14 protein-coding genes and 1 pseudogene are annotated in these 22,534 nt (G+C 68.6%); 2 read left to right on the top strand and 13 right to left on the bottom strand.

Annotated elements, in window-relative coordinates; genetic code table 11:
- Positions 1–24: 24 nt before the first annotated feature.
- From OHB00_RS38040 to ngcE, 9 genes are all read right to left on the bottom strand, one after another.
- Positions 25–1,521, bottom strand: a complete 1,497-nt coding sequence (locus OHB00_RS38040; protein WP_406441767.1) for an amino acid permease — start codon at positions 1,519–1,521, stop codon at positions 25–27.
- A gap of 232 nt (positions 1,522–1,753) precedes the next feature.
- Positions 1,754–3,670, bottom strand: a complete 1,917-nt coding sequence (dxs, locus tag OHB00_RS38035) for a 1-deoxy-D-xylulose-5-phosphate synthase (protein WP_406441765.1) — start codon at positions 3,668–3,670, stop codon at positions 1,754–1,756.
- 283 nt (positions 3,671–3,953) lie between these two features.
- Positions 3,954–5,303: a sugar ABC transporter permease gene (locus tag OHB00_RS38030; protein WP_406441763.1), complete on the bottom strand. Its 1,350-nt coding sequence runs from the start codon at positions 5,301–5,303 to the stop codon at positions 3,954–3,956.
- On the bottom strand, positions 5,300–6,091 hold the full coding sequence (locus tag OHB00_RS38025; RefSeq protein WP_181803054.1) for an ATP-binding cassette domain-containing protein: 792 nt from the start codon (positions 6,089–6,091) through the stop codon (positions 5,300–5,302). Before OHB00_RS38025 ends, OHB00_RS38030 begins: the two co-directional genes overlap by 4 nt.
- Before the next feature lie 326 nt (positions 6,092–6,417).
- On the bottom strand, positions 6,418–7,512 hold the full coding sequence (locus OHB00_RS38020; protein ID WP_406441761.1) for a sugar ABC transporter substrate-binding protein: 1,095 nt from the start codon (positions 7,510–7,512) through the stop codon (positions 6,418–6,420).
- A gap of 134 nt (positions 7,513–7,646) precedes the next feature.
- Positions 7,647–8,846 carry an ROK family transcriptional regulator gene (locus OHB00_RS38015; protein WP_406441759.1) on the bottom strand — a complete coding sequence of 400 codons (1,200 nt, stop codon included), beginning with the start codon at positions 8,844–8,846 and terminating at the stop codon, positions 7,647–7,649.
- Positions 8,847–9,149: 303 nt separating this feature from the next.
- Positions 9,150–10,049 carry a carbohydrate ABC transporter permease gene (locus OHB00_RS38010; protein WP_406441757.1) on the bottom strand — a complete coding sequence of 300 codons (900 nt, stop codon included), beginning with the start codon at positions 10,047–10,049 and terminating at the stop codon, positions 9,150–9,152.
- 4 nt (positions 10,050–10,053) lie between these two features.
- Positions 10,054–10,980, bottom strand: a complete 927-nt coding sequence (locus OHB00_RS38005) for a carbohydrate ABC transporter permease (protein WP_406441755.1) — start codon at positions 10,978–10,980, stop codon at positions 10,054–10,056.
- 28 nt (positions 10,981–11,008) lie between these two features.
- Positions 11,009–12,460, bottom strand: a complete 1,452-nt coding sequence (gene ngcE, locus OHB00_RS38000; RefSeq protein WP_406441753.1) for an N-acetylglucosamine/diacetylchitobiose ABC transporter substrate-binding protein — start codon at positions 12,458–12,460, stop codon at positions 11,009–11,011.
- Positions 12,461–12,884: 424 nt separating this feature from the next.
- Here ngcE and OHB00_RS37995 point away from each other — a divergent pair, with 424 nt between their 5' ends.
- Positions 12,885–16,628, top strand: coding sequence for a GH92 family glycosyl hydrolase (locus tag OHB00_RS37995; RefSeq protein ID WP_406441752.1), 3,744 nt, complete (start codon positions 12,885–12,887; stop codon positions 16,626–16,628).
- A 57-nt stretch (positions 16,629–16,685) separates the two neighbouring features.
- On the opposite strand, the pseudogene OHB00_RS37990 reads toward OHB00_RS37995, so the two are convergent.
- Together OHB00_RS37990 and OHB00_RS37985 are read right to left on the bottom strand one after the other, a co-directional pair.
- Positions 16,686–17,261, bottom strand: a pseudogene (locus tag OHB00_RS37990) (glycoside hydrolase domain-containing protein); the annotation flags it as partial.
- A gap of 526 nt (positions 17,262–17,787) precedes the next feature.
- A complete protein-coding gene (locus tag OHB00_RS37985; protein WP_406441750.1) occupies positions 17,788–18,873 on the bottom strand; it encodes a lytic polysaccharide monooxygenase in 1,086 nt (361 codons plus the stop codon).
- Positions 18,874–19,141: 268 nt separating this feature from the next.
- On the opposite strand from OHB00_RS37985, the gene OHB00_RS37980 reads away from it, so the two are divergent.
- Positions 19,142–19,744, top strand: a complete 603-nt coding sequence (locus OHB00_RS37980) for a Uma2 family endonuclease (protein WP_406441748.1) — start codon at positions 19,142–19,144, stop codon at positions 19,742–19,744.
- Positions 19,745–19,769: 25 nt separating this feature from the next.
- Here OHB00_RS37980 and OHB00_RS37975 read toward each other — a convergent pair whose 3' ends face one another.
- Positions 19,770–21,281: an ATP-binding protein gene (locus tag OHB00_RS37975; protein WP_406441746.1), complete on the bottom strand. Its 1,512-nt coding sequence runs from the start codon at positions 21,279–21,281 to the stop codon at positions 19,770–19,772.
- Entirely contained in the window at positions 21,278–22,003 is a 726-nt protein-coding gene (locus tag OHB00_RS37970; RefSeq protein WP_406441744.1) for a response regulator transcription factor, read from the bottom strand. Before OHB00_RS37970 ends, OHB00_RS37975 begins: the two co-directional genes overlap by 4 nt.
- Positions 22,004–22,534 lie beyond the last annotated feature (531 nt).

Below are 22,534 nucleotides of genomic sequence, written 5' to 3'. Positions count from 1 at the left end.
GGGCCGGAGCGGCGAGCCTGCCGGTCACGGAGCGTCGGCGGGGGCCCGTTCGGCCTGGGCGAGGCGGCTGTGCGAGCGGCCGTAGAGGAAGTAGACGACGAAGCCGATGACCATCCAGATGGCGAACCGCAGCCAGGTCTCGGCGGGCAGGTTGAGCATCAGCCACAGCGAGGCCAGCACGGACAGGATCGGCAGCACCGGCACCCAGGGGGTGCGGAAGGACCGCTCCAGGTCCGGCCGGGTGTTGCGCAGGATGATCACACTGATCGCGACGACGATGAACGCGAAGAGCGTGCCGATGTTCACCAGTTCGGCGAGTTCGCTCAGACTGGTGAAGCCGGCGACGATCGCGATGACGACGCCCAGCAGGATGGTCGGCCGGTACGGGGTGCGGAACCTCGGATGGGTGTGCGAGAAGAAGCGGGGCAGCAGGCCGTCCCGGCTCATCGCGAAGAACACCCGGGACTGGCCGAGCAGCAGGATCATGCAGACGGTGGTCAGGCCGACGGCGGCGCCGAAGCTGATCAGGCCGGCGAACCAGGGGTGCCCGGTGGCCTTGAACGCGTCGGCCAGCGGGGCGTCCACGGACAGCTCGCTGTACTTCTGCATGCCGGTCACCACGATGGCCACGGCCACGTACAGCGCGGTGCAGATGATGAGGGAGCCGATGATGCCGCGCGGCACGTCCCGCTGGGGGTTGCGGGTCTCCTCGGCGGCGGTGGCGACGACGTCGAAGCCGATGAAGGCGAAGAAGACGACGGAGGCGGCGGTGAAGATGCCCATCACGCCGAAGTTGGAGGGTGCCCAGCCGAACATCAGCTGGATCAGCGGGGCCTTGAGGTTGCCGCCGGCCGGCACCGGCTCCTTGGCCGGGATGAAGGGGCTGTAGTTGCCGCTGTGGATGAAGAAGGCGCCCGCGATGATGACGACCAGGACGACGGCCACCTTGATGGCGACGACGACCGAGGTGACCCGGGCGGAGAGCTTCATGCCGACGACGAGGATCGCGGTGAGGACGAGGACCAGGGCGGCGGCGAGGATGTCGAAGCCGAAGCCGTGGGCGCCGTCGCGGCCGCTGAGGTACTCGGGCAGGTGCCAGCCGGCGTTGTCGAGCAGCGAGTGGATGTACCCCGACCAGCCGACGGCGACCACCGCCGTGCCCAGCGCCAGCTCCAGCACCAGGTCCCAGCCGATGATCCAGGCGGGGAACTCACCGAGGGAGGCGTACGAGAAGGTGTACGCCGAACCGGCGACGGGGACTGTGGAGGCGAACTCCGCGTAGCACAGGGCGGCGAGGCCGCAGACGACACCGGCCGCGACGAAGGACAGTGCCACGGCGGGTCCCGCGTTGTTCTTGGCGGCCGTGCCGGTCAGGACGAAGATGCCGGTGCCGATGATGACACCCACGCCGAAGACCGTGAGGTCCAGGGCCGACAGCGACTTCTTGAGCGCGTGCTCCGGTTCCTCGGTGTCCTTGATGGACTGTTCGACGTTCTTGGTCCTGAAGAGGGTACTGCTCACGTGCCTACCTCCCACGTTTGTCGTCCTCGACATGATCGAGAGGGCCGGGGGTGCGTATGCCCCGGCAAAGGCAGGTTCACGCAGATGGGTCGGTCTCGCCACCGGAGGGGTGTGGGAGACCGACCCATCGGGGTGGTTCGGAATGCGTCGGGGGCTGCGCGCCCGGTGGGGGCCGGCCGCGCAGTTCCCCGCGCCCCTGGCTGGGGCGCGCCCCAGCCAGGGGCGCTTCAGATCAATCCCTCGCCGGCTCGACCGAACCGACATCCGTCGGCTCGCCGTCCAGCTTGGCCACCAGGCCCGTGACCTGACGGGCGATGTCCGGGGCCGTCAGGCCGATCTCCGTCATGACCTCGGCCCGTGACGCGTGGTCCAGGAAGCGGGGCGGGATGCCGAAGTCGCGGAGGGGGACGTCCACGCCCGCGTCCCGCAGGGCCTGGGCGACGGCGGAGCCGACGCCGCCGACGCGGACGTTGTCCTCCACCGTGACGACCACCCGGTGCCGCTCGGCCAGCGGGGCCATCGCCTCGTCGACCGGCTTCACCCAGCGCGGGTCCACCACCGTGGTGGAGATGCCCTGCTTGTCGAGGAGGCCGGCGATCTCCAGGCACATGGGGGCGAGGGCGCCCACCGAGACCAGGAGGACGTCCGGGGTGCCGGTGCCGGGCTCGCGCAGCACGTCCATGCCTCCCACCTTGCCGACGGCGGGTACGGCGGGGCCGACCGCGCCCTTGGAGAAGCGGACGACCGTCGGTGCGTCGTCGACCTCGACGGCCTCGCGGAGCTGGGCGCGGACCTGGTCGGCGTCGCGCGGGGCGGCGAGCCGCAGGCCGGGGACGACCTGGAGGATCGACATGTCCCACATGCCGTTGTGGGAGGCGCCGTCGGTGCCGGTGACGCCGGCCCGGTCCAGGACGAAGGTCACCCCGCAGCGGTGCAGGGCCACGTCCATCAGCACCTGGTCGAAGGCGCGGTTGAGGAAGGTGGCGTACACGGCGAAGACGGGGTGCAGGCCGGCCGTGGCGAGGCCCGCCGCGGAGACGGCGCCGTGCTGCTCGGCGATGCCGACGTCGTAGATGCGGTCCGGGAAGGTGTCCGCGAACTTCTTCAGGCCGACCGGCTGGAGCATGGCCGCCGTGATGGCGACGATGTCCTCGCGCTCCTTGCCGAGCTCGACCATCTCGTCGCCGAAGACGGAGGTCCAGTCGGCGCCGGAGGCCTTGACCGGCAGGCCGGTGTCGGGGTGGATGGGGCCGATGCCGTGGAAGCGGTCGGCCTCGTCCTGGAGGGCGGGCTGGTAGCCACGGCCCTTCTCGGTGAGGCAGTGCACGATGACCGGGCCGCCGAACCGTTTGGCCCGCGCGAGGGCCGACTCCAGGGCCTCGATGTCGTGGCCGTCGATCGGGCCGACGTACTTCAGGCCGAGGTCCTCGAACATGCCCTGCGGGGCGATGAAGTCCTTCAGCCCCTTCTTGGCGCCGTGCAGGGTGTCGTAGAGCGGCCTGCCGACGACCGGGGTGCGCTCCAGCAGGTCCTTGCCCCGGGCCAGGAAGCGCTCGTAGCCGTCGGTGGTGCGCAGGGTGGCCAGGTGGTTGGCGAGGCCGCCGATGGTCGGGGCGTACGAGCGCTCGTTGTCGTTGACGACGATGACCAGCGGGCGGTCCTTGGCGTCGGCGATGTTGTTGAGCGCCTCCCAGGCCATGCCGCCGGTGAGGGCGCCGTCACCGATCACGGCGACCACATGGCTGTCGCGTTCGAGCAGCTGGTTGCCCTTGGCGATGCCGTCGGCCCAGCCGAGCACCGTGGAGGCGTGGCTGTTCTCGATGACGTCGTGCTCGGACTCGGCCTGCGAGGGGTAGCCGGACAGGCCGCCCTTCTGCTTGAGCCTGGAGAAGTCCTGACGGCCGGTGAGCAGCTTGTGCACGTAGGACTGGTGGCCGGTGTCCCACAGCACCTTGTCCTTCGGGGAGTCGAAGACGCGGTGCAGGGCGATGGTGAGCTCGACCACGCCCAGGTTGGGACCGAGGTGTCCGCCGGTCTTGGAGACCGCGTCCACGAGGAAGCTCCGGATCTCCTCTGCCAGCTGGACCAGCTCCTCGGGGCTGAGCCGGTCCAGATCGCGCGGTCCCCTGATACGGGTCAGCAGCGGCACCCGTGCCTCCTTGCAGTAGAGCTGATCGAGCTGTTGCCGGGCTTGTCGAGTCTAATGTTCCGACCGGGCGGAACGACTCCGGCCCTTGGGTCATGGGTCACGCGATCGGCTGTACCCATCATGAGCCCCACCTATGACACGACTGTGCCCGGCACAGTCCAGTGCCGGGCACAGTCGGAAACCTAGGGGCGCTGGGGGTCCCCCCGGCCGAAGGCTGGGGGAGGAACTGCGCGATCAACCACGACGGCGGGAAAGCCACCCGCGCACCGCACCCCCCACGGCGCTAGCCGCGCCCCGCCGCCTTCTGGCTCTTGCGGGAGACGGAGTCGATGACGACCGCACCCAGCAGAACGCCACCGGTGATCATGTACTGGATCGACGTGTTCATGTTCAGCAGGTCGAGGCCGGTCTGGATGGACTGGATGACCAGCATGCCCAGGAGGGCGGACCAGACGGTACCGCGGCCACCGAACAGCGACGTACCACCGATGACCGCCGCCGCGATGGCGAGCATCAGGGTGTTGCCGCCACCGGCGTTGAGCGTCGCGCTCGCCGTCTGACCGGCGAAGAACATACCGCCGATCGCCGCGAAGCCACCGGAGATCGCGAACACGGTGATCCGGACCATCGGCACGCTGATACCCGCACGGCGGGCCGCCTCGATGCCGCCACCGACCGCGAAGACCTTGCGGCCGTACGTCGTACGACGCAGCACGAAGTCGACGATGACCAGCGAGGCCAGGAATATCACCAGCGCGTTGGAGACGCCGGCCGCGTTGTTCAGCACGGCGGCCGCGACGAAGGACGCGATCGCGAGCAGCGCCACGCGGACGATGATCTCGCTGGTGGGCCGGAACGGCACGCCCGCCGCCCGGCGCCGGCGCTGCTCGTTGAACTGGCCCAGGGCCGACAGCACGACGCCGAGGCCGGCCAGCAGGTAGGCGCCGATGATGGCCTGGTCCATGAAGAAGGAGGACTGGCCGAGGAGGTGGACCGGGCCGGAGTCGGCCGGGATGTTGATCGTGCCGCTGTCGCCGAGCAGCCACAGCATCAGACCGTTCCAGCCGAGGAAGCCGGCCAGGGTGACCACGAACGCGGGTACGCCGATCTTGGCGAAGAACCAGCCGTGCAGCGCGCCGATGCCGATACCGGTGATGATCGTGAGGATCAGGGCCAGCCACTGGTTCATCCCGTGGTTGACCACGAAGACGGCGAACACCGTGGAGGCCAGACCGCTCACCGAACCGACGGAGAGGTCGATCTCGCCGAGCAGCAGCACGAACACCAGGCCGATGGCGAGCATGCCGGTGGCCGAGAGGAAGTAGCTGATGTTGGAGAGGTTGTCCGCGCTGAGGAACAGGCTGTTCTTCACCTGGAAGATGGTCCAGATGATGATCAGGCCGATGACCACCGGCAGCGAGCCCAGCTCACCGCCCCGCACCCGGCGCTTGAACTCCGTGAGGTAGCCCTTGAAGCCCTCTTCACGGACCAGCAGACGCGGGTCGACGACCGTGACCGGCGCGGCCGTGGGGTCGTCGGCGGGGGCCACCGTGGTCGCGGCCTCGGCCGCCTCGACCTTGTCGAGCTGGGGCGACTCGTCGCCCTTCACGGTCTTGTTCGACGTCTCGCTCACTTTGCCGCCTCCGGGGTGCGACGCTCCGAACGACGGGTCACGGCGTTGTCCGTGGCACCCGTGATCGCCGCGATGATCTCTTCCTGGCTGGTGCTCTTCACGGGGAAGAAACCATTGTTCTTACCCAGACGCAGCACGGCGACGGTGTCCGCGACCGCCTTCACGTCGGCCATGTTGTGGCTGATGAGAATGACGGCGAGGTTCCGCTCGCGCAGCCGCTCGACCAGGTCGAGGACCTGCGCGGTCTGCTCGACGCCGAGGGCGGCGGTGGGCTCGTCGAGGATGACGACCTTGGGGTCGCCGATCAGGGCGCGGGCGATGGCCACGACCTGACGCTGACCGCCGGAGAGGCTGGCGATCGGGATACGCACGCTCGGGATCCGGATGGAGAGCGTGCTCAGCAGCTCGCGGGCCTGCTTCTCCATCGTCACCTCGTCGATGACGCCGCGGTGCAGCAGCTCACGGCCGAGGAAGAGGTTGCCGACCACGTCGAGGTTGTCGCAGAGGGCGAGGTCCTGGTAGACCGTCGCGACGCCGAGACCCTGGGCGTCGTGCGGCTTGTTGATGCTGACCGGGTTGCCGTCCCACTCGATGACGCCCTCATCGATGGGGTGTACACCAGCGATCGTCTTGACCAGGGTCGACTTTCCTGCGCCGTTGTCGCCCACCAGGGCGACCACTTCTCCGGCGTGGACCTCCAGTTCGACGTCGGTGAGGGCCTGGACCGCACCGAATCGCTTGGAGACTCCGCGCAACGCCAGCACGGGCGTAGCGGACACGTGAACCATCTCCTTCGCCGCCTGACCGGCGGGGATGCCGCGCTTGGTGAACAGGCGCGGAGGGTCGTGCGGTACCTCGGGTTGTCTTCGGTGTACGCACGCGGTTTACAAGATGAACATGCGCGAATCCGCTGCGCTTGGCAACGGGTCCGTCCGACGCCCGCTCCGGCAGCGGGGTATGAAGGCCGGAGCGGGCGTCGGAGGAGTTTCGCGGGACCGCCGGACGGACCGGGCCCTTACGGAAGGGCCGGGGTGCGCCGGGCGGCCGGGGCCCGGGTGTCGTACTGCGATCACCCGGGCGCTGGCCGCCGGAGCCGTGCGGCTCCGGTACCGGACTACTGCAGGCCGGCGGCCTTGCAGGCCTTGGCGAACTCGCTGGTGCAGATGTCGGAGACGGTGTAGAGACCGTCCTTGATCACCGTGTCCTTGATGTTGGCCTTGGTGACCGACACCGGGGTCAGCAGCTGCGAGGGCACCTTGTTGCCGGAGCCGCTGGTCTGCGTGGTGGTGGCGAGCGAGGAGATGCTCTTGCCCTCCAGCAGGTCCACCGCGATCGTGGCGGCGGCGTCGGCCTCCGGCTTGAACGCCTTGTAGACGGTGGAGGACTGGGTGCCGGCGACGATGCGCTGGATGCCCGCGAGCTCCGCGTCCTGGCCCGTCAGCGGGATGCCGCTGATGCCGGCGCCCTTGAGGGTGGTGGCGATACCACCGGCCATGCCGTCGTTGGCGGAGTAGACGCCCGCGATGTTCTTGGCACCGAGCTGGGTGATGGCCGCCTTCACCTTCTGCGCGGCGACCGTGTCCTTCCACAGACCGGACTGCTCGTAGGCGATGTCGACCTTGCCGTCGAGGGCCTCGTGCGCGCCCTTCTTGAACTGGGCGGCGTTCGGGTCGGCGTCGTCACCGTTGATCATGACGATCTTGGACTTGGTGGTCGCCTTGGAGCCGAGCGCGGTGAGGAGGGCCTGGCCCTGCAGCTGGCCGACCTTGACGTTGTCGAAGGAGACGTAGGCCGAGACGTTGCCCTGGGCGAGGCGGTCGTAGGCGACGACCTTGATGCCCTTGGCCACGGCGGCGTCGATGGAGGACTTGATGGCCGCGGAGTCCTGGGCGGAGATCACGATGACCTTCACGCCCTTGGTGACCATGCTGCTGACCTGCTGGGCCTGCTTGGCGGCGTCACCGGCAGCGTTCGCGTACTCGACCTTGCAGTCGGCACACAGCGAGCTGACCTGCTGCTCGAAGTACGGCTTGTCGAACTTCTCGTAGCGCGCGGTCACGCTGTCGGGGAGCAGCAGGCCGATGGTCTTGCTACCACCGGAGGAGCTGCTGCTCGACGAGTCGCTCTTCTTGTCATCGCCGGCCTTGCCACAGGCGGCGAGCGACAGCGCCATGGAAACAGCGGCGGTGCCGATCACGACTCTACGCATCGTTGCGTTCATTTGGGGGTGCCTCCCTGACAGGGCCGCAACGCTGCGGCCGAGGTGGCTGGAAGTCAACTCGGCCGTGACTTCGACGTCAAGAAGTAAATACTTAACGAGATGGCAACGGCGCCATTCGTTCTCTAAGTGAAGGCAGGTGCAACAGCGGGCACCAAGCCATCCAAAAGGGTCGAATCGCCCATCTCGCTGAGTGCGAGAGCGAGCGCTCCGAGCACCTCCGCGCGGCCGCCGAGCGCCCCCGGAAGCACCGAGAGCTGGCGGGCCGCGCTGGGGATCGCATAGCGGCTCACGGACTCCCTGATGGGCCCCAGGACCAGCTCTCCGGCCTCGGCGAGATCGCCGCCGAGGACCACCCGGCTCGGGTTGAGCAGGTTGCAGAGGTTGGCCACACCGCTGCCGATGTGCCGGCCGACGTCGCCGATCACCCGGCGACAGCCCGGGTCGCCGTCCCGGGCCAGCCGTACGACGCCTTCCATGGTCAGGTCGGTGCCGTGACTGGGCTGGAGCAGCGGCAGCACGTAGCGGGCCGACGCGAAGGTCTCCAGGCAGCCGCGGTTGCCGCAGCGGCAGACCGGGCCGGACTCGTCGAGCGTGATGTGTCCGATTTCGCCGGCCGTGCCGCCAGGGCCCCGGTAGATCTTCCCGTTGATCACCAGGCCGGCGCCGACACCGCTGGCGACCTTGATGTAAGCAAGATCACGTACACCCTTGCCGCTTCCCCAGACCAGCTCGCCGAGGGCGCCGAGGTTGGCGTCGTTGTCCACGTGCACGGGGACGCCGAGGCGCAGCCGGAGCTCCTCCGCGGGTCTCGCGCCGATCCAGCCGGGCAGGATGGCGCTGGAGCCGAGGGTGCCGGACTCCACGTCGATCGGCCCGGGGACGCCGACGCCCACGCCGGCGATCTTCGAGCGGTCCACGCCGGTCGCCGCGATCAGGCGGTTGACCAGCTCCTCCGCCCGGTCGAAGCCCTGGCTGGACGACGCGTCCACGTCGAGCGGCTCGGACTCCTCGGCCAGCACCTGGTGGGCGAGGTTCCCGATCGCCACGCGCAGGTGGGTGTGGCCGAAGTCGACCCCGATGACGATGCCGGCGTCACCGCTCAGACTCACGCTGCGGGCCCTGCGGCCGCCCGCCGACGTGGGCGTGACCTCGACCGTTCCGCCGTCCTTGAGCTCGCGCACGATGTTGGAGACCGTCGCAGCCGACAGGCCGGTCGTGCGCGCGATCTCCGCCTGGGTGAGCGATCCGGCCAGACGTACGGCCCGTACGACACGTTCCAGGTTGGCTCGGTGCAGCGACGACTGCGACCCCGGAGTCTCCATCGACCCATCCACTCCTGCCATCGGAGGCGGCCACGGCGCCGCCCACGTGACCCAGATCACCTCACCGAGACCGGGTCACTTACAAGTTATGAACTCCAAGCTCTGCTGAACGGGTTACCGCCGTCAAGTCCTTGACAGAAATCGTTGGCGGTTCGGAGGTCGCCTGACAGTCATGCTTTCGACATGTCCAGGCCACTGGTCAGCAGGTGAAGGAGGGCGTGAGCAGGGCTTCGTGGTCGGGTGCGGGTGCGTCGTGGATGGTCGCGCAGTTCCTCGCGCCTCTTTGGGTTGGCAAACGCTTCGTTACTTCAAAGCTCCCGCCGTCAGACCCGCCACCACCTGGCGCTGGAAGATGATGTACGCCGCCAGGACCGGGAGCATCGCCATCACCAGGCCGGCGAAGAGGCCGGACCAGTCGCCCTTGTAGCCCTGGCTGACCGCGAGCTGGACCAGGCCCTGGGTGAGGACGTGTTTGTCGGGGTCCGTGTTGAGGACCGTCGGGAGCATGTACTGGTTCCACTGGCCGAGGAAGTTGAAGATCCCCACGCTGATCAGGCCGGGCTTCGCCATCGGCAACATGATCTGGAAGAACGTCCGGGTGTGGGAGGCGCCGTCGACGAAGGCCGCCTCGGCCACGGAGGTGGGCAGCGTGCGGAAGAAGGCCGTGAGGAAGAACACCGTGAACGGCAGCGAGTAGGCGATGTAGACCAGGATGAGGCCGTGGAGCGTGTTCAGCAGGCCCATGTTGTTCACGACGTAGAACAGCGGGACCAGCGCGAGCATGATCGGGAAGCTCATGCCGCCGATGAAGAGGTAGTAGATGAAGCGGTTGCCCGGGAAGTCGAAGCGGGCCAGGACGTAGGCCGCCATGGAGCCGAGGACCAGGGTGCCGATGAGTGAGCCGCCGACCACCAGGACGGTGTTCAGGAAGTAGTCGCTCATGTTGGCGTCGGTCCAGGCGCGCGCCCAGTTCTCGAAGTGGAGCCTGTCCGGGAGCGCCCACGGCGAGCTGAAGATGGACCGGTCGTCCTTGAAGGACGTCATCACCGCCCACAGCAGTGGCGTGACCACCATGAACGCCCAGATGACCAGGATGCCGTGGGAGAAGACGTTGAGGACCCCGCCCTCGCGCTTCGACCGGGTCGGCTCGGGCTCGGGGGGCTCGGTCTTGGTGACAGTGACGTCGGTCTCGGTCGTCGTCATCGCTTCAGTACTCCAGCCGCTCGCGACGGCCCAGCCGCATCACGATCGCCGCGAAGGCGAGCGTGACGACCAGCAGGGCGACGCCGATGGTGGTGGCGTAGGCGGCCTGACCGTCCCGGAACGCCTTCTGGTACACGTACAGGACCATCACGGTCGTCGAGTAGTCGGGACCGCCCGGCCCGGTCGTCATGATCTGTACGACCGCGAACGACTCCGCGCCGAGCGCGAGGATGCCCATGTAGACCCAGCCGGACTGCACGGTGTCCCACAGCAGCGGCAGGGTGAGGCGGAAGAAGGTGGTGGCGCGGCCGGCGCCGTCGAGGAGCGCGGCCTCGTAGAGGTCCGTCGGGATCGAGGCCATGCCCGCCGAGAAGAGGACCACGAAGAAGCCGACCGTGGACCAGACCAGGACGGCCATCACACACCACAGGGCGAGGTTCGGGTCACCCAGCCAGAGCGGCTGGATATTGTCCAGACCAATTCCGCGGAGCAGTGAGTTGATCGCGCCGCTGTCGGGGTTGTAGGCGAAGGCGAACAGCAGCGAGACGATCGCGATCGACAGCACCTGCGGGAAGAAATAGACGATCTTGTAGAAAGAAGAGCCCCGGACTCCGGATATGACCGGGCCGCCCCTCCTTCTCCGGCCCCCGACATTGATCATGAAGGCGAAGAACAGCGCGAGGCTGATCGTCACCAGCGGCAGCACGACCGCGAACATCAAGCTGTGCTGCAAGGACTTCCAGAAGATGTCGTCGTGCAGCATCCTCCGGTAATTGTCCAGGCCGACCATCTTGAATTCGGGGCTCAGGCCGGTCCAGTCCGTGAACGAGTAGTAGATGGACTGGACGAACGGCCACACCACGAAGAGCGCGTACAGTCCGAGGGGCAACGCCAGAAACCCCACAATGAACCGGTACTTGCCGTGCTGCATCGCCACTCCGGTGCCGTGAGGGTGAGTGTTACTGGTGCTTGTAGTGCTTGATCGAGGTGTCCTTGGCGGTCTCGTCGGCGAAGCCCTGGATCTTCTTGATGGCCTCCGCCGGGGTGAGCCGGCCGGCCATCATCTCGCCGAGGCCGGAGACTCCGATCTTCTCCTTCTGCAGCTGCACGTACCAGTCCTGGAGCCGCGGGTTGACCACGTTCGACCCGGCCAGCTTCAGCGCGGCCACGCCGGAGGTGAGACCCGGGGTGAGGGTGATGCCGTCGGTGCCGCCGTTGTACGCGGTCAGCGACTTCACCTTGGCCGTGAAGTTCTTGGAGGAGGCCTCGCTGAGCATGATGCGCAGCTGCTCCATGCCGCCCTGGGCGTTCGCGGCCTTGGCGGGGACGATGAACGGCTCGCCGCCGGAGGCCCAGATGGTGCCGAACGGCATCTTGTCGTTCTTGTCGATGCCGGTGGGCGCGGAGACGGCGAGGTTGAAGTCGGAGGGGATGACGTTCGCCGACTCGTTCTCCACCCAGGAGCCGTTCGGGATGAACAGCGCCTTGCCCTGGGCCCAGGCGGTCTGCGACTGGATGTGGTCGAGGCCGGGGGTGCCCTTGAGGATGTAGCCCTTCTTGTAGAGCTCGTAGTACGCCTCGAAACACGCCTTGACGGCCGGGTGTTTCCAGGCGTTCGGCTCCAGGTTGTCGATCGCGTTCAGGACCTCGACGCCGCCGACCTTGCCGATCATCGGGTAGAGCGAGAAGGGGATGTAGTAGGGGTACTTGCCCGCGTAGGTCCAGCCGGCCATGCCCTTCTTCTTGGCCTTCTCGCAGACCGCGATCATCTGGTCCCAGGTCTGCGGGTACTCGGCGTCGAGCGAGTCCAGGGCCTTCTGCGAGTACCAGACGCCGTACACCGTGTACGCGTAGTACATGATCCAGACCGGGTCGCCGTCGAACTGCCCCATCTCCACGATGCCGGGGCGCAGCGTGTCGCGGACCTTCTTGTTGGGGTCGTCGTACGACGGCGCGTCGAGCAGCGGGGTGAGGTCGGCCAGCTGGTTCTTGCCGACGAGCACACCCATGTCCATCTGCTCGGCGCCCGAGTTGTCGATGAGGTCGGGCGGGGTGCCCTGGTTGAAGCGCGGCTGGAGGGTGGACTGGATCTTCTGGGTGGCGGAGAACTTGACCTTGGCCTTCGGGAAGTCCTTCTGGTAGATCTTCACCGCGTCCTGGGCGTACTCCTTGCCGAAACCGCCGTCGAAGAGGACGAATTCCATCTGCGCGGTCTCGTTCACACCCAGGGGGTTCTTGGCCGTCTTCTTGCCGGCCTTGTCCTTGGACTGGCCGCCGCCGCCACTGCTGGCGCAGGCGGAGAGAAAACCGGCGGTGGGGACCGAAATCAGGCCGAGCGCGGCGGACCGCTTGATCAGATCGCGGCGGCCGACACCCTCGGAACCGTGGTTCGCTGCGGACGTGGATCCCATGCTCAAGTCCTCGCCTTCTCCAGGACTCAGGCGGTGAACCGGATCCTCCCCGGCACCGCGGTCGGGTAGTGCTGGGTCGTGCAGGAAGTCATGCGGGAAACGCCGACAGGTATAGTCCACTTCCGGTCGGCGGGGCAAGATCGAATGCAAGGTTGGCCATGGGTCTTTTCCTAGTTGAGACCTGTCGGAAATATGAGCGATCTCTGTACGCCTTGCCGGAAAAAGAGCCGACATAGCCCCCTGAATGCCGCACTCAACACCCTTGACATCACCGGCTACTTGACCACCTACTGGTTCCTGTGCCACGCAGCTGACAACGTTGTCTCATGTGGCAGGGAGGGTACCCGTTGTGATGCAGCGGAGAACGCAGCGAAGAACAGGACACGGATCTGGTACGGCGGTCGTGATCGCGGCCGCCGTAGTCATGACCCTGGGCTCCCAGGGGGCCGCGGTGGCCCTGCCGGCCAAGGCACCGGCCGCCGCGACACAGTTCGCATCCTCGTTCGAGTCTGGCGATCCGTCACCGGACTGGACCGACACCGTCGACACCGACCCGAGCGGCGCTCCGCGCGCCTCCGGGGTGGACGGCGGCTACAGCACCGGCATCCCCGGCAATGTCACCGACCATGTGACCGACGTGCGGGCGAGCGGCGAGAACACCGGCGCCGGCGAGGTCAAGGAGAACCTCGTCGACGGGGAGTCCGGCACGAAGTGGCTCACCTTCGAGCCCACCGGCTGGGTCGAGTTCGACTTCGACAAGCCCGTCAAACTGGTGACGTACGCCCTCACCTCGGCGAACGACTACGACGAGCGCGACCCCGAGGACTGGACCCTCCAGGGTTCGACGGACGGCAAGGACTGGAAGACCGTCGACACCCGCACCGACGAATCCTTCTCGGAGCGGTTCCAGACCAAGTCGTACGACCTCGCCGCGCCCGCCGAGTACCAGCACTTCCGGCTGGACGTCACGCGGAACAACGGCGCCCCGGACATCCTGCAGCTCGCGGACGTGCAGTTCTCCACGGGCGGCAGCGGCCGGCCGGTGCCCCAGGACATGCTCTCGCTGGTCGACAAGGGTCCGAGCGGCTCGCCGACCGCGAAGGCACGGGCCGGGTTCACCGGAACGCACGCGCTGCGCTACGCCGGACGGCACACGGCGAGCGGCCGGGCGTACTCGTACAACAAGGTCTTCGACGTGAACGTGAAGGTCGGCCGGGACACCCGGCTGGCATACCGGATCTTCCCGTCGATGGCCGACGGCGACCTCGACTACGACGCCACGAACGTGGCCGTGGACCTGGCCTTCACGGACGGCACCTATCTGAGCGGCCTCGGGGCCGTCGACCAGCACGGGTTCGGGTTGTCGCCGCGCGGGCAGGGCGCGTCGAAGGCGCTGTACGTCAACCAGTGGAACAACGTGTCGTCGGTGATCGGTTCGGTGGCGGCCGGGAAGACGGTGGACCGGATCCTGGTCGGCTACGACTCCCCCGCCGGGCCGGCGAAGTTCCGCGGCTGGATCGACGACGTGTCCCTGAAGCCGGTGGCCCCCGAGAAGCCCAGGGCACATCTGTCCGACTACGCGCTGACCACCCGTGGCACCAACTCCAGCGGCAGCTTCTCGCGCGGCAACAACTTCCCTGCGACGGCCCTGCCGCACGGCTTCAACTTCTGGACGCCGGTGACCAACGCGTCCTCGGAGAGCTGGCTGTACGAGTACGCACGTGCCAACAACGCCGACAACCTGCCGACGATCCAGGCGTTCAGCGCGAGCCATGAGCCGAGCCCCTGGATGGGCGACCGGCAGACCTTCCAGCTGATGCCGTCCGTCGCCGCCGGCACCCCGGACACCGGCCGGGAGGCCCGCGAACTGGCCTTCCGGCACGAGAACGAGACCGCGCGGCCGTACTACTACGGGGTCCGGTTCGAGAACGGCCTCAAGGCGGAGATGACACCGACCGACCACGCGGCCGCGCTGCGCTTCACCTACCCGGGCGACGACGCGAGCGTGATCTTCGACAACGTGACCGAGCAGGCGGGTCTGACCCTGGACAAGGAGCACGGGATCGTCACCGGTTACTCGGACGTGAAGTCCGGGCTGTCGACGGGCGCGACCCGGCTCTTCGTCTACGGCGTCTTCGACAAGCAGGTGACCGGCGGCGACTCCAGCGGGGTCAAGGGCTACCTCCGCTTCGACGCGGGCTCCGACCACACCGTCACGCTCCGCCTGGCCACCTCGCTGATCAGCGTCGACCAGGCGAAGGACAACCTGCGTCAGGAGATCCCGGACGGCACCTCCTTCGACACGGTGAAGGCGCGGGCCCAGCAGGTCTGGGACAGGCTGCTGGGCAAGGTGGAGGTCGAGGGCGCCACGGCCGACCAGCTGACCACCCTCTACTCCAGCATGTACCGGCTGTACCTGTACCCCGACTCCGGCTTCGAGAAGGTCGGTTCGACGTACCAGTACGCCTCCCCGTTCTCGCCGATGACCAGCCAGGACACCCCGACGCACACCGGCGCGAAGATCGTGGACGGCAAGGTGTACGTCAACAACGGCTTCTGGGACACGTATCGCACGACATGGCCCGCCTATTCACTCCTGACACCCGGTCAGGCGGGCGAGATGGTCGACGGGTTCGTGCAGCAGTACAAGGACGGCGGCTGGACCTCGCGCTGGTCCTCCCCCGGGTACGCCGACCTGATGACCGGCACCTCCTCGGACGTGGCGTTCGCGGACGCCTACGTCAAGGGCGTGAAGTTCGACGCGAAGGCGGCGTACGAGGCGGCGCTGAAGAACGCCACGGTCGTACCGCCCTCCTCCGGCGTCGGCCGCAAGGGCATGGCCACCTCCCCCTTCCTCGGCTACACCAGCGACGACACCCGCGAGGGCCTGTCCTGGGCGATGGAGGGATACGTCAACGACTACGGCATCGCCGAGATGGGCAAGGCGCTCTACAGGAAGACCGGCGAGAAGCGCTACAAGGACGAGTCCGACTACTTCCTCAACCGCGCCCAGGACTACGTGAACCTCTTCGACTCCAAGGCCGGTTTCTTCCAGGGCAAGGACGCCCAGGGCGACTGGAGGGTGGACTCCTCGGCGTACGACCCGCGGGTGTGGGGCTACGACTACACCGAGACCAACGGCTGGGGTTACGCCTTCACCGCCCCGCAGGACAGCCGGGGCCTCGCCAACCTGTACGGCGGCCGGTCCGGTCTCGCCGACAAGCTCGACGAGTTCTTCGCGACGCCCGAGACGGCCTCCCCCGACTTCGTCGGCTCGTACGGCGGGGTCATCCACGAGATGACCGAGGCACGGGACGTCCGGATGGGCATGTACGGCCACTCCAACCAGGTCGCCCACCACGTCATCTACATGTACGACGCGGCCGGCGAGCCCTGGAAGGCGCAGGCCTACGCCCGTGAGGCACTCTCCCGGCTCTACCTCGGCAGCGAGATCGGCCAGGGCTACCACGGCGACGAGGACAACGGCGAGCAGTCCGCCTGGTACCTCTTCTCCGCCCTCGGCTTCTACCCGCTGGTGATGGGCAGCGGCGACTACACGATCGGCTCCCCGCTGTTCAAGAAGGCGACGGTCCATCTGGAGAACGGCCACGACCTGGTGATCAGGGCCCCGCAGAACAGCACGCGCAACGTCTACGTGCAGGGTGTCCGGGTCAACGGCCGTGACTGGACGTCGACTTCGCTGCCGCACTCCCTCATCTCCAAGGGCGGGGTCATCGACTTCACCATGGGCCCGAAGCCGTCGGCCTGGGGCACCGGGAAGGACGCCGCCCCGGTCTCGATCACCAAGGACGACAAGGTCCCGACCCCGCGCGCGGACGTCCTGAAGGCCGACGGCTCCCTGTTCGACAACACCTCCGCGACACAGGAGACGGTGACGTCGGTGGACCTGCCGGTGACCCGGTCGGCCAAGGGGATCCAGTACACGCTCACCTCACCGTCGGACCACACCAGGGCACCGACGGGCTGGACCCTTCAGGCATCGGCGGACGGCACCGACTGGCGGACCGTGGACCGCCGTTCCGGCGAGTCCTTCACCTGGGATCTCCAGACCCGGGCCTTCACGATCCAGAAACCCGGCGCGTACCCGCACTACCGGCTCGTCCTGGACAGTGCGTCGACCCTGGCCGAGGTGGAGTTGCTGGCCTGAGACGGCGGCACGGAGAGGGGGCGGACCCGTCCGGGTCCGCCCCTGTGCCGTCCGGGGGAGGGTGCCGGGCGCGGCGACGGTGAGGACGACCGGCTGCGAGAAGGAGGAGCCGGCGAAGGTCACCGTCACCCGCACGTCGTACCGGCCCTGAGGGGCGTCGGGGGCAGTGGCGAGGGTGATCCGCTGGAAGCCGTCGGTCATGGTGCCCTCGGCCGGGGCGGCCCTGACCCCGTCGGGGGTCTCGACGCGGAAGCGGACCTCCGGGCCGGCGCCGCCGGTCAGGGAGAGCGCCCGGATGTCGGCCTTCGTGCCGTCGCCGGGGGCGATCGTCGCGGCCGTGGGGCCGACGCCGATCTGGTACGGCTGCTCGCCCTGGCGGAAGGACGGGGGCGCGGCGGAGGCGCCCCAGGCGCGGTTCGGGGTGGTGGAGAGGGTGTAGTCGAGCCGGCCGCCGTCGCGGACGAAGGAGCTGTCGAGCCAAGGGCGGTCGCCGGTACGGCCGTTGACTGTCAGTGCCTGGATGTAGGGGGCGGCGGCGGCCGCTCCCGCCGCGTGGATCGAGATGTCGTTCCCGCCCGGGCGGTCGATCTCCACGCGCGCGAACAGGGGCGAGGCGAGGACGAGTTCGGCGCGGGGAAGGTGTTGCCGCCGTTGCTGCTGCCGATCAGCGGATCGACGTACGCCGTGGGGTCCTCGACCAGTCGGGGGAATGCGCTCGCGGGCGCCGCGAGGGCGGGGGTGGCACCACCGCCGGCCGCGAGTACCGCGGCCAGCAGCGCGAAGACGGGTCGAAAACGCATGAGGCGGCCCTTCCTCCTCCGGACGGGCCGCGCATCACAGGTCGCACAAGCCGCGGGGACAGTAACGTGCGCCACCGGTACCACGGGAGACCGCGCCTGCCTGGGACGGCACCGCCCCGGTTCACCCGGTCGGGCGACCCGAAGTGGGTTGACATCGTTGTCGGTTGAGGCGGTAAAGTCATGTACAGACCATCAGACAACGTTGTCGCTCTTCGTGACCCGACACAGACCGCCCAGCCGGCAGGCAAGAGGCACTTCGAGCTACTCCCACCCGGACAGGCCGCCCACCCCCCTCGCCTGCCCGGCTCGCGGACCCGGTGCGCACCGACACCGGGTCCGCCCAGAGCGGGTCGCGTACGTCAACCGACCTGGCACGGCAGGCCGGTTGCGCTGTCCCCGCCGTCGCCCTGGACGACGTACCCGAACGTCGTGCTCTGTCCGGGACTGAGCGAGCCGTTCCAGTCGGCGTCGTGGACCATCACGTCCTGTCCGCTGTAGGTGGCGTTGCCGTTCCAGAGGCTGGCCACCGACTGGCCGCCCGGGAGCGTCCAGTCGACCATCCAGCCGAGCATCGGGACGTCACCGCTGTTGGTGACGGTGACCTCGGACTGGTAGCCGCCGGGCCAGCTGTTGGTCGTGGTCCGGGTGGCGGTGCAGGTGCCGGGCGGGGGCTGGGTGGGGTCGCCCGGGTCGTGGATGCCGGTGACCTCGCCGTTGCCGCCGTCGAAGACGACGTCGGAGCAGGAGTAGAAGGTCTCGGTGCTGTCCGAGCGCTGCCACACCATGTAGATGATGTGCCGCCCGGTCTTGTTCGCCGGAAGCTGCCCGGTCCAGGAGTAGTTGGCCTCGACCGTGCCCGGGGTGCCGTTCAGCGGCGGGTGGTCGACGGTCAGGAACGGCTGGTCCTCGATGTCGTCCCAGGTGAGCGGCTGGGTCGGGTCGTAGCCGTCCTTGGTGATGTAGACGTAGAACCAACCCGGGTGTGCCGCCCACGCGTTGTAGGAGAAGTCGACGGTGGCACCGGAGGTGAGGTGGGTGACCGGCCAGTCGTCGCGAGGCAGGTCGAAACCGGTGAAGTTGGGGTTGCCGCCGCTGCACAGCGAGCCGTCCGGCACGAAGCCCCGGGTGCGGCCGGCGCCGTCCGAGCGCAGCACCGAGAACCAGTTGTAGAACGGCGTTGTCCCGCTGACCTGCTGGGCCGCCTTGCAGGCCGGGTTGACGGGCTTGATCTCCCCGGTGTCGGTGAGCGCGTCCTGCCAGCACAGGAAGGTACGGCTGCCGGGTTTCATGGGGGTGCCGTGTGCCTGCGCCGGCGCCCCTGCCGCCAGGATCAGAGCAAGGGCGGGCACGGTGGTCAGGAGGGCGAGCAGGGCGAGGAAGAGGGCCCGGCCTCGGGTGGGGAGGGGTAATCGGGGCAGGCGGGACCCGGATTGGCTCGTTGTCATATACATGACAGATCAACCTCTGTTGGGGTGAACGGTCGTGCGCGGGTCATGGAGATGAGCGCGGGGCGGAAGCGGCCCCGTCACCACGGCGGGTTCCGGTCCGCCGAGATGATATGGGAGCGCTCCCACCCTGCTCTCCTGTGAAGCTAGCGCGGACGGAGGCGGGTGTAAACGGCCCGGCATGGCTTCACTGCTTCGAGTGGCGATACCTTCGTACAGAGGATCACGACGCGTAACCGCGTCCACACTCTCGCCCATGGGAGCGGTGATGACGACACGCCAGCAGGGACCGGCCAACGAGGACAACTGGATGTTCCCGCCTGCTGACGGCTGGACCTTCGACCAGGTCAAAAATCTGGAGCTGCCCTTCGACTGGGAACTCGTGGACGGAGTGATCGTGGCCCGCGGGCAGACCAACGTCTGGCACAACGCCGTACGGGACGGCATCGCCGATGCCCTCAAGGCGGCCCTGGCGCAGCCCTACCGGGTCCTGAACGAACAATGCGTCATGCTGGACGACCGGAACATCGTCAAACCCGACGTGATTGTCTTCGACCCTCGAAAGCTGAACTTCTTCGAGGCGGAGTGCATTCCAACGGCTCACCTCACCCTCGTGGTCGAGGTCGTCTCGCCCGGCTCCCGCCGCGACGACCGCGTGAGCAAGCCCGCGCAGTTCGCCGCGGCGAAGGTCCCGTGCTACTGGCGAGTCGAGCTCAGCAGGGACCAGAAACTGGCGGTGCATGAGTACTGGCTGAACGCGGACACCCTGTCGTACATCCCAGCCCCCCTGCACCCGGTGCACCACGGCAAGCTCATCACCGAACTGCCGTTCCCGGTCGAGATCGACCTCGACGCCCTCGTCGGGTTCTGACCGCAGCGGAATTCGACGGACCCGCTCAGACGGGTGCCGTGCGGGCGACGGGCGCCGTTCCCGTCGGTGGGAGGTCGGTGACCGGGAGTTCCAGGGTGAACTCCGTGCGGCCCGGGGCGCTCTGTACGTCGATGCGGCCGCCGTGGGCCGTGGTGATGGCCGAGGCGATCGCCAGGCCCAGCCCCGAGCCGCCCTCCAGGACTCCGGCGCGGGTACGGGAGCTGTCGGCCCGGGTGAAGCGTTCGAAGACCGTCGGGAGGAGAGCGGGCGGGATGCCGGGGCCGTCGTCGCGGACCCGGACCACGCAGGTGCTGGCGGTGGACTCGACGGTCGCGGTCACGGTCGTGCCCGCGGGGGTGTGCACCCGTGCGTTGGCCAGCAGGTTGGCCACCACCTGGTGCAGGCGGGCCTCGTCGCCCAGCACCAGCGCGGGGCCGTCGAGTCCGAGTTCCAGCTGCCAGACATGACCGGCCCCGGCCGCCCGCGCGTCCCACACCGCCTCCGCGACCAGCGCGGCCATGTCCACCTCGGCCGCCTGCAGCGGGCGGCCCTCGTCGAGGCGGGCCAGGAGCAGCAGGTCCTCCACCAGGCTGCGCATCCGGGCCGACTCGGCGTTGACCCGGCGCCAGGCCAGGTCCGGTTCGATGCGGTCCGTGCCGCGGTTCATCAGCTCGGCGTACCCGGCGATCGAGGCGAGCGGGGTGCGCAGTTCGTGGCTGGCGTCGGCCAGGAACCGCCGCATGCGCTCCTCGCTGCGGCGCACCTGTTCCTCGCTGCGCTGGCGTTCCGCCAGGGACGACTCGACGTGGTCGATCATCCGGTTCAGGGCGGCACCGACCTGGCCGGCCTCGCTGCCGGGGTCGGTGTCCCGTTCGGGCACCCGGGTCAGGCCGGTCACCTGGCCCCGGCCGAGCGGCGCGTGGGAGACCTCGACGGCGGTGGCGGCGACCCGGCCGAGGGGGCGCAGCTGGCGTCGTATCACCACCGCGCAGACACAGCCGGCGGCCGTGAGGCCGACGACGGCGACCGCGGTCTCGACCGCGACCAGGCCGCTGATGGTGTCCAGTACGTCGTCCATGGGAAGGCCGGTCAGGACCCGGATACCGCTCGCGTCGAGGGCGGCGACCCGGTAGGTGCCGAGGCCGGGTACCACGCGGGTGTGGGTGGAGCCGTCCGGCGCGATGCCCTGGAGGGCGTCGGTCTGGGCGGTGGTGAGCGAGCGCGGGGGCGCGTCGTGGCCGACCACGGCCGCGCTGAGGATGTCGCCCTTGGCGTCGATGCGGGCGGCGAGCATGCCGGCCGGCTGGCCGCCCTCGTTGAGGAAGGTCAGATCGCGGGTCAGCTCCGGGTGCAGGGCGGCCCCGCCCGCGTTGCGCTCCACCGCGTCGTTCACCCGGTTGTCCAGGTTGCCCAGCAGATAGGCGCGTTGGGCGAACACCGTGGTCAGGGCCATGGCGGCGCACACGCAGACCAGGACGGCGGTGATGAAGACGAGCAGCCGCGTGCGCAGCGACCGGCTCCGCGGCCGGGCGGTCATCTGCCGACCTCCACGGGCCGTACGACGTATCCCATGCCGCGCACGGTGTGGATCATCGGGGCCCGGCCCCGGTCGATCTTGCGGCGCAGGCTGGAGATGTAGACCTCGACGAGGTTGCCGCCGCCGTCGAAGGAGGTGCTCCAGACGTGGTCGAGGATCTGGGCCTTGCTGAGCACCTGGCGCGGATGGTCCAGCAGCAGGCTGAGCAGGTCGAACTCCTTGGCGGTGAGCCTGATCGGGGTGCCGGCCCGCTGTACCTCGCGGGACTCGCCGGTCAGCACCAGGTCGCCGAGGACGCGTACGGAGTCGTCGGCGGGCGGCCGTTCGGTGCCGGCCCGGCGCAGCAGTCCGCGCAGCCGCAGCACGACCTCCTCCAGGGAGAAGGGCTTGGTGACGTAGTCGTCGGCCCCGGCCTCCAGGCCGTCGATACGGTGTTCGATGGCGTCGCGGGCGGTGAGCATCAGGACGGGGAGCCTCGGCATCTCGTAGCGGAGTCTGCGCAGCACCTGGAGGCCGTCGAGGTCGGGCAGCATCCCGTCGAGCACCACCGCGTGCGGGGCGCAGCCGCGGGCCAGCCGCAGGGCGGTCTGCCCGTCGAGCGCGGGGTAGGGGCGCCAGCCCGCGTCGGCGACGGCGGCGGAGAGCAGCTCGGTGAGACCGGGCTCGTCGTCGACGATCAAAACGCGGACTCGGCCGGTTCGGGCCCCTGCGGTGGCGGACATGTAGCAAGTCTGTGCCGGTTCGCTGAGGGAACCCTGTGTTCCGGCTGAGCTTTGACGATGTCACGTGCGGGCAATGTCCGCGGGGAACGCGAAGGGCCGCGCCCCGGCTGACCGGGGACGCGGGCCTCACAGGCCCCTGCCGCCTACTTGCGGATCAGGCTGCGCAGCACGTACTGAGACATGCTTCGATCGCCGTTCTTAACCCTATTCACCGCCGCCGTTTGACCTCACTCTCGACCAGCCACACAAACGCCTGGTCAGAGGCGTGCCGAGGGATACAGACGGCCGCTCCGGGTGGGTACGCGCCTGGCAATCCGGTCGATCGACTCGCAGATCACCGCATCGAAACGCCGGTCCGGACGGTTCGCCTCCCACAACAGATCCCCGATACCGCCATCCCGCGGGACAGGGATCTCCATCCGGGCAGCGATGACCGCGCCTTCCGGCAGGGCCCCTCGGCACACCCGAAGCTGTCTCGGCAGCGACAACGTCGGATCCTGCTGATCGAACGTCGAAACTGCAGCCTGACGC

Origin of the sequence: Streptomyces sp. NBC_00631 (assembly GCF_045206895.1) — a bacterium.
In the GTDB taxonomy this organism is placed as follows: domain Bacteria; phylum Actinomycetota; class Actinomycetes; order Streptomycetales; family Streptomycetaceae; genus Streptomyces.
Note: the sequence above shows the minus strand (reverse complement) of the source record. Positions and strands in the feature narration are given on the sequence as shown.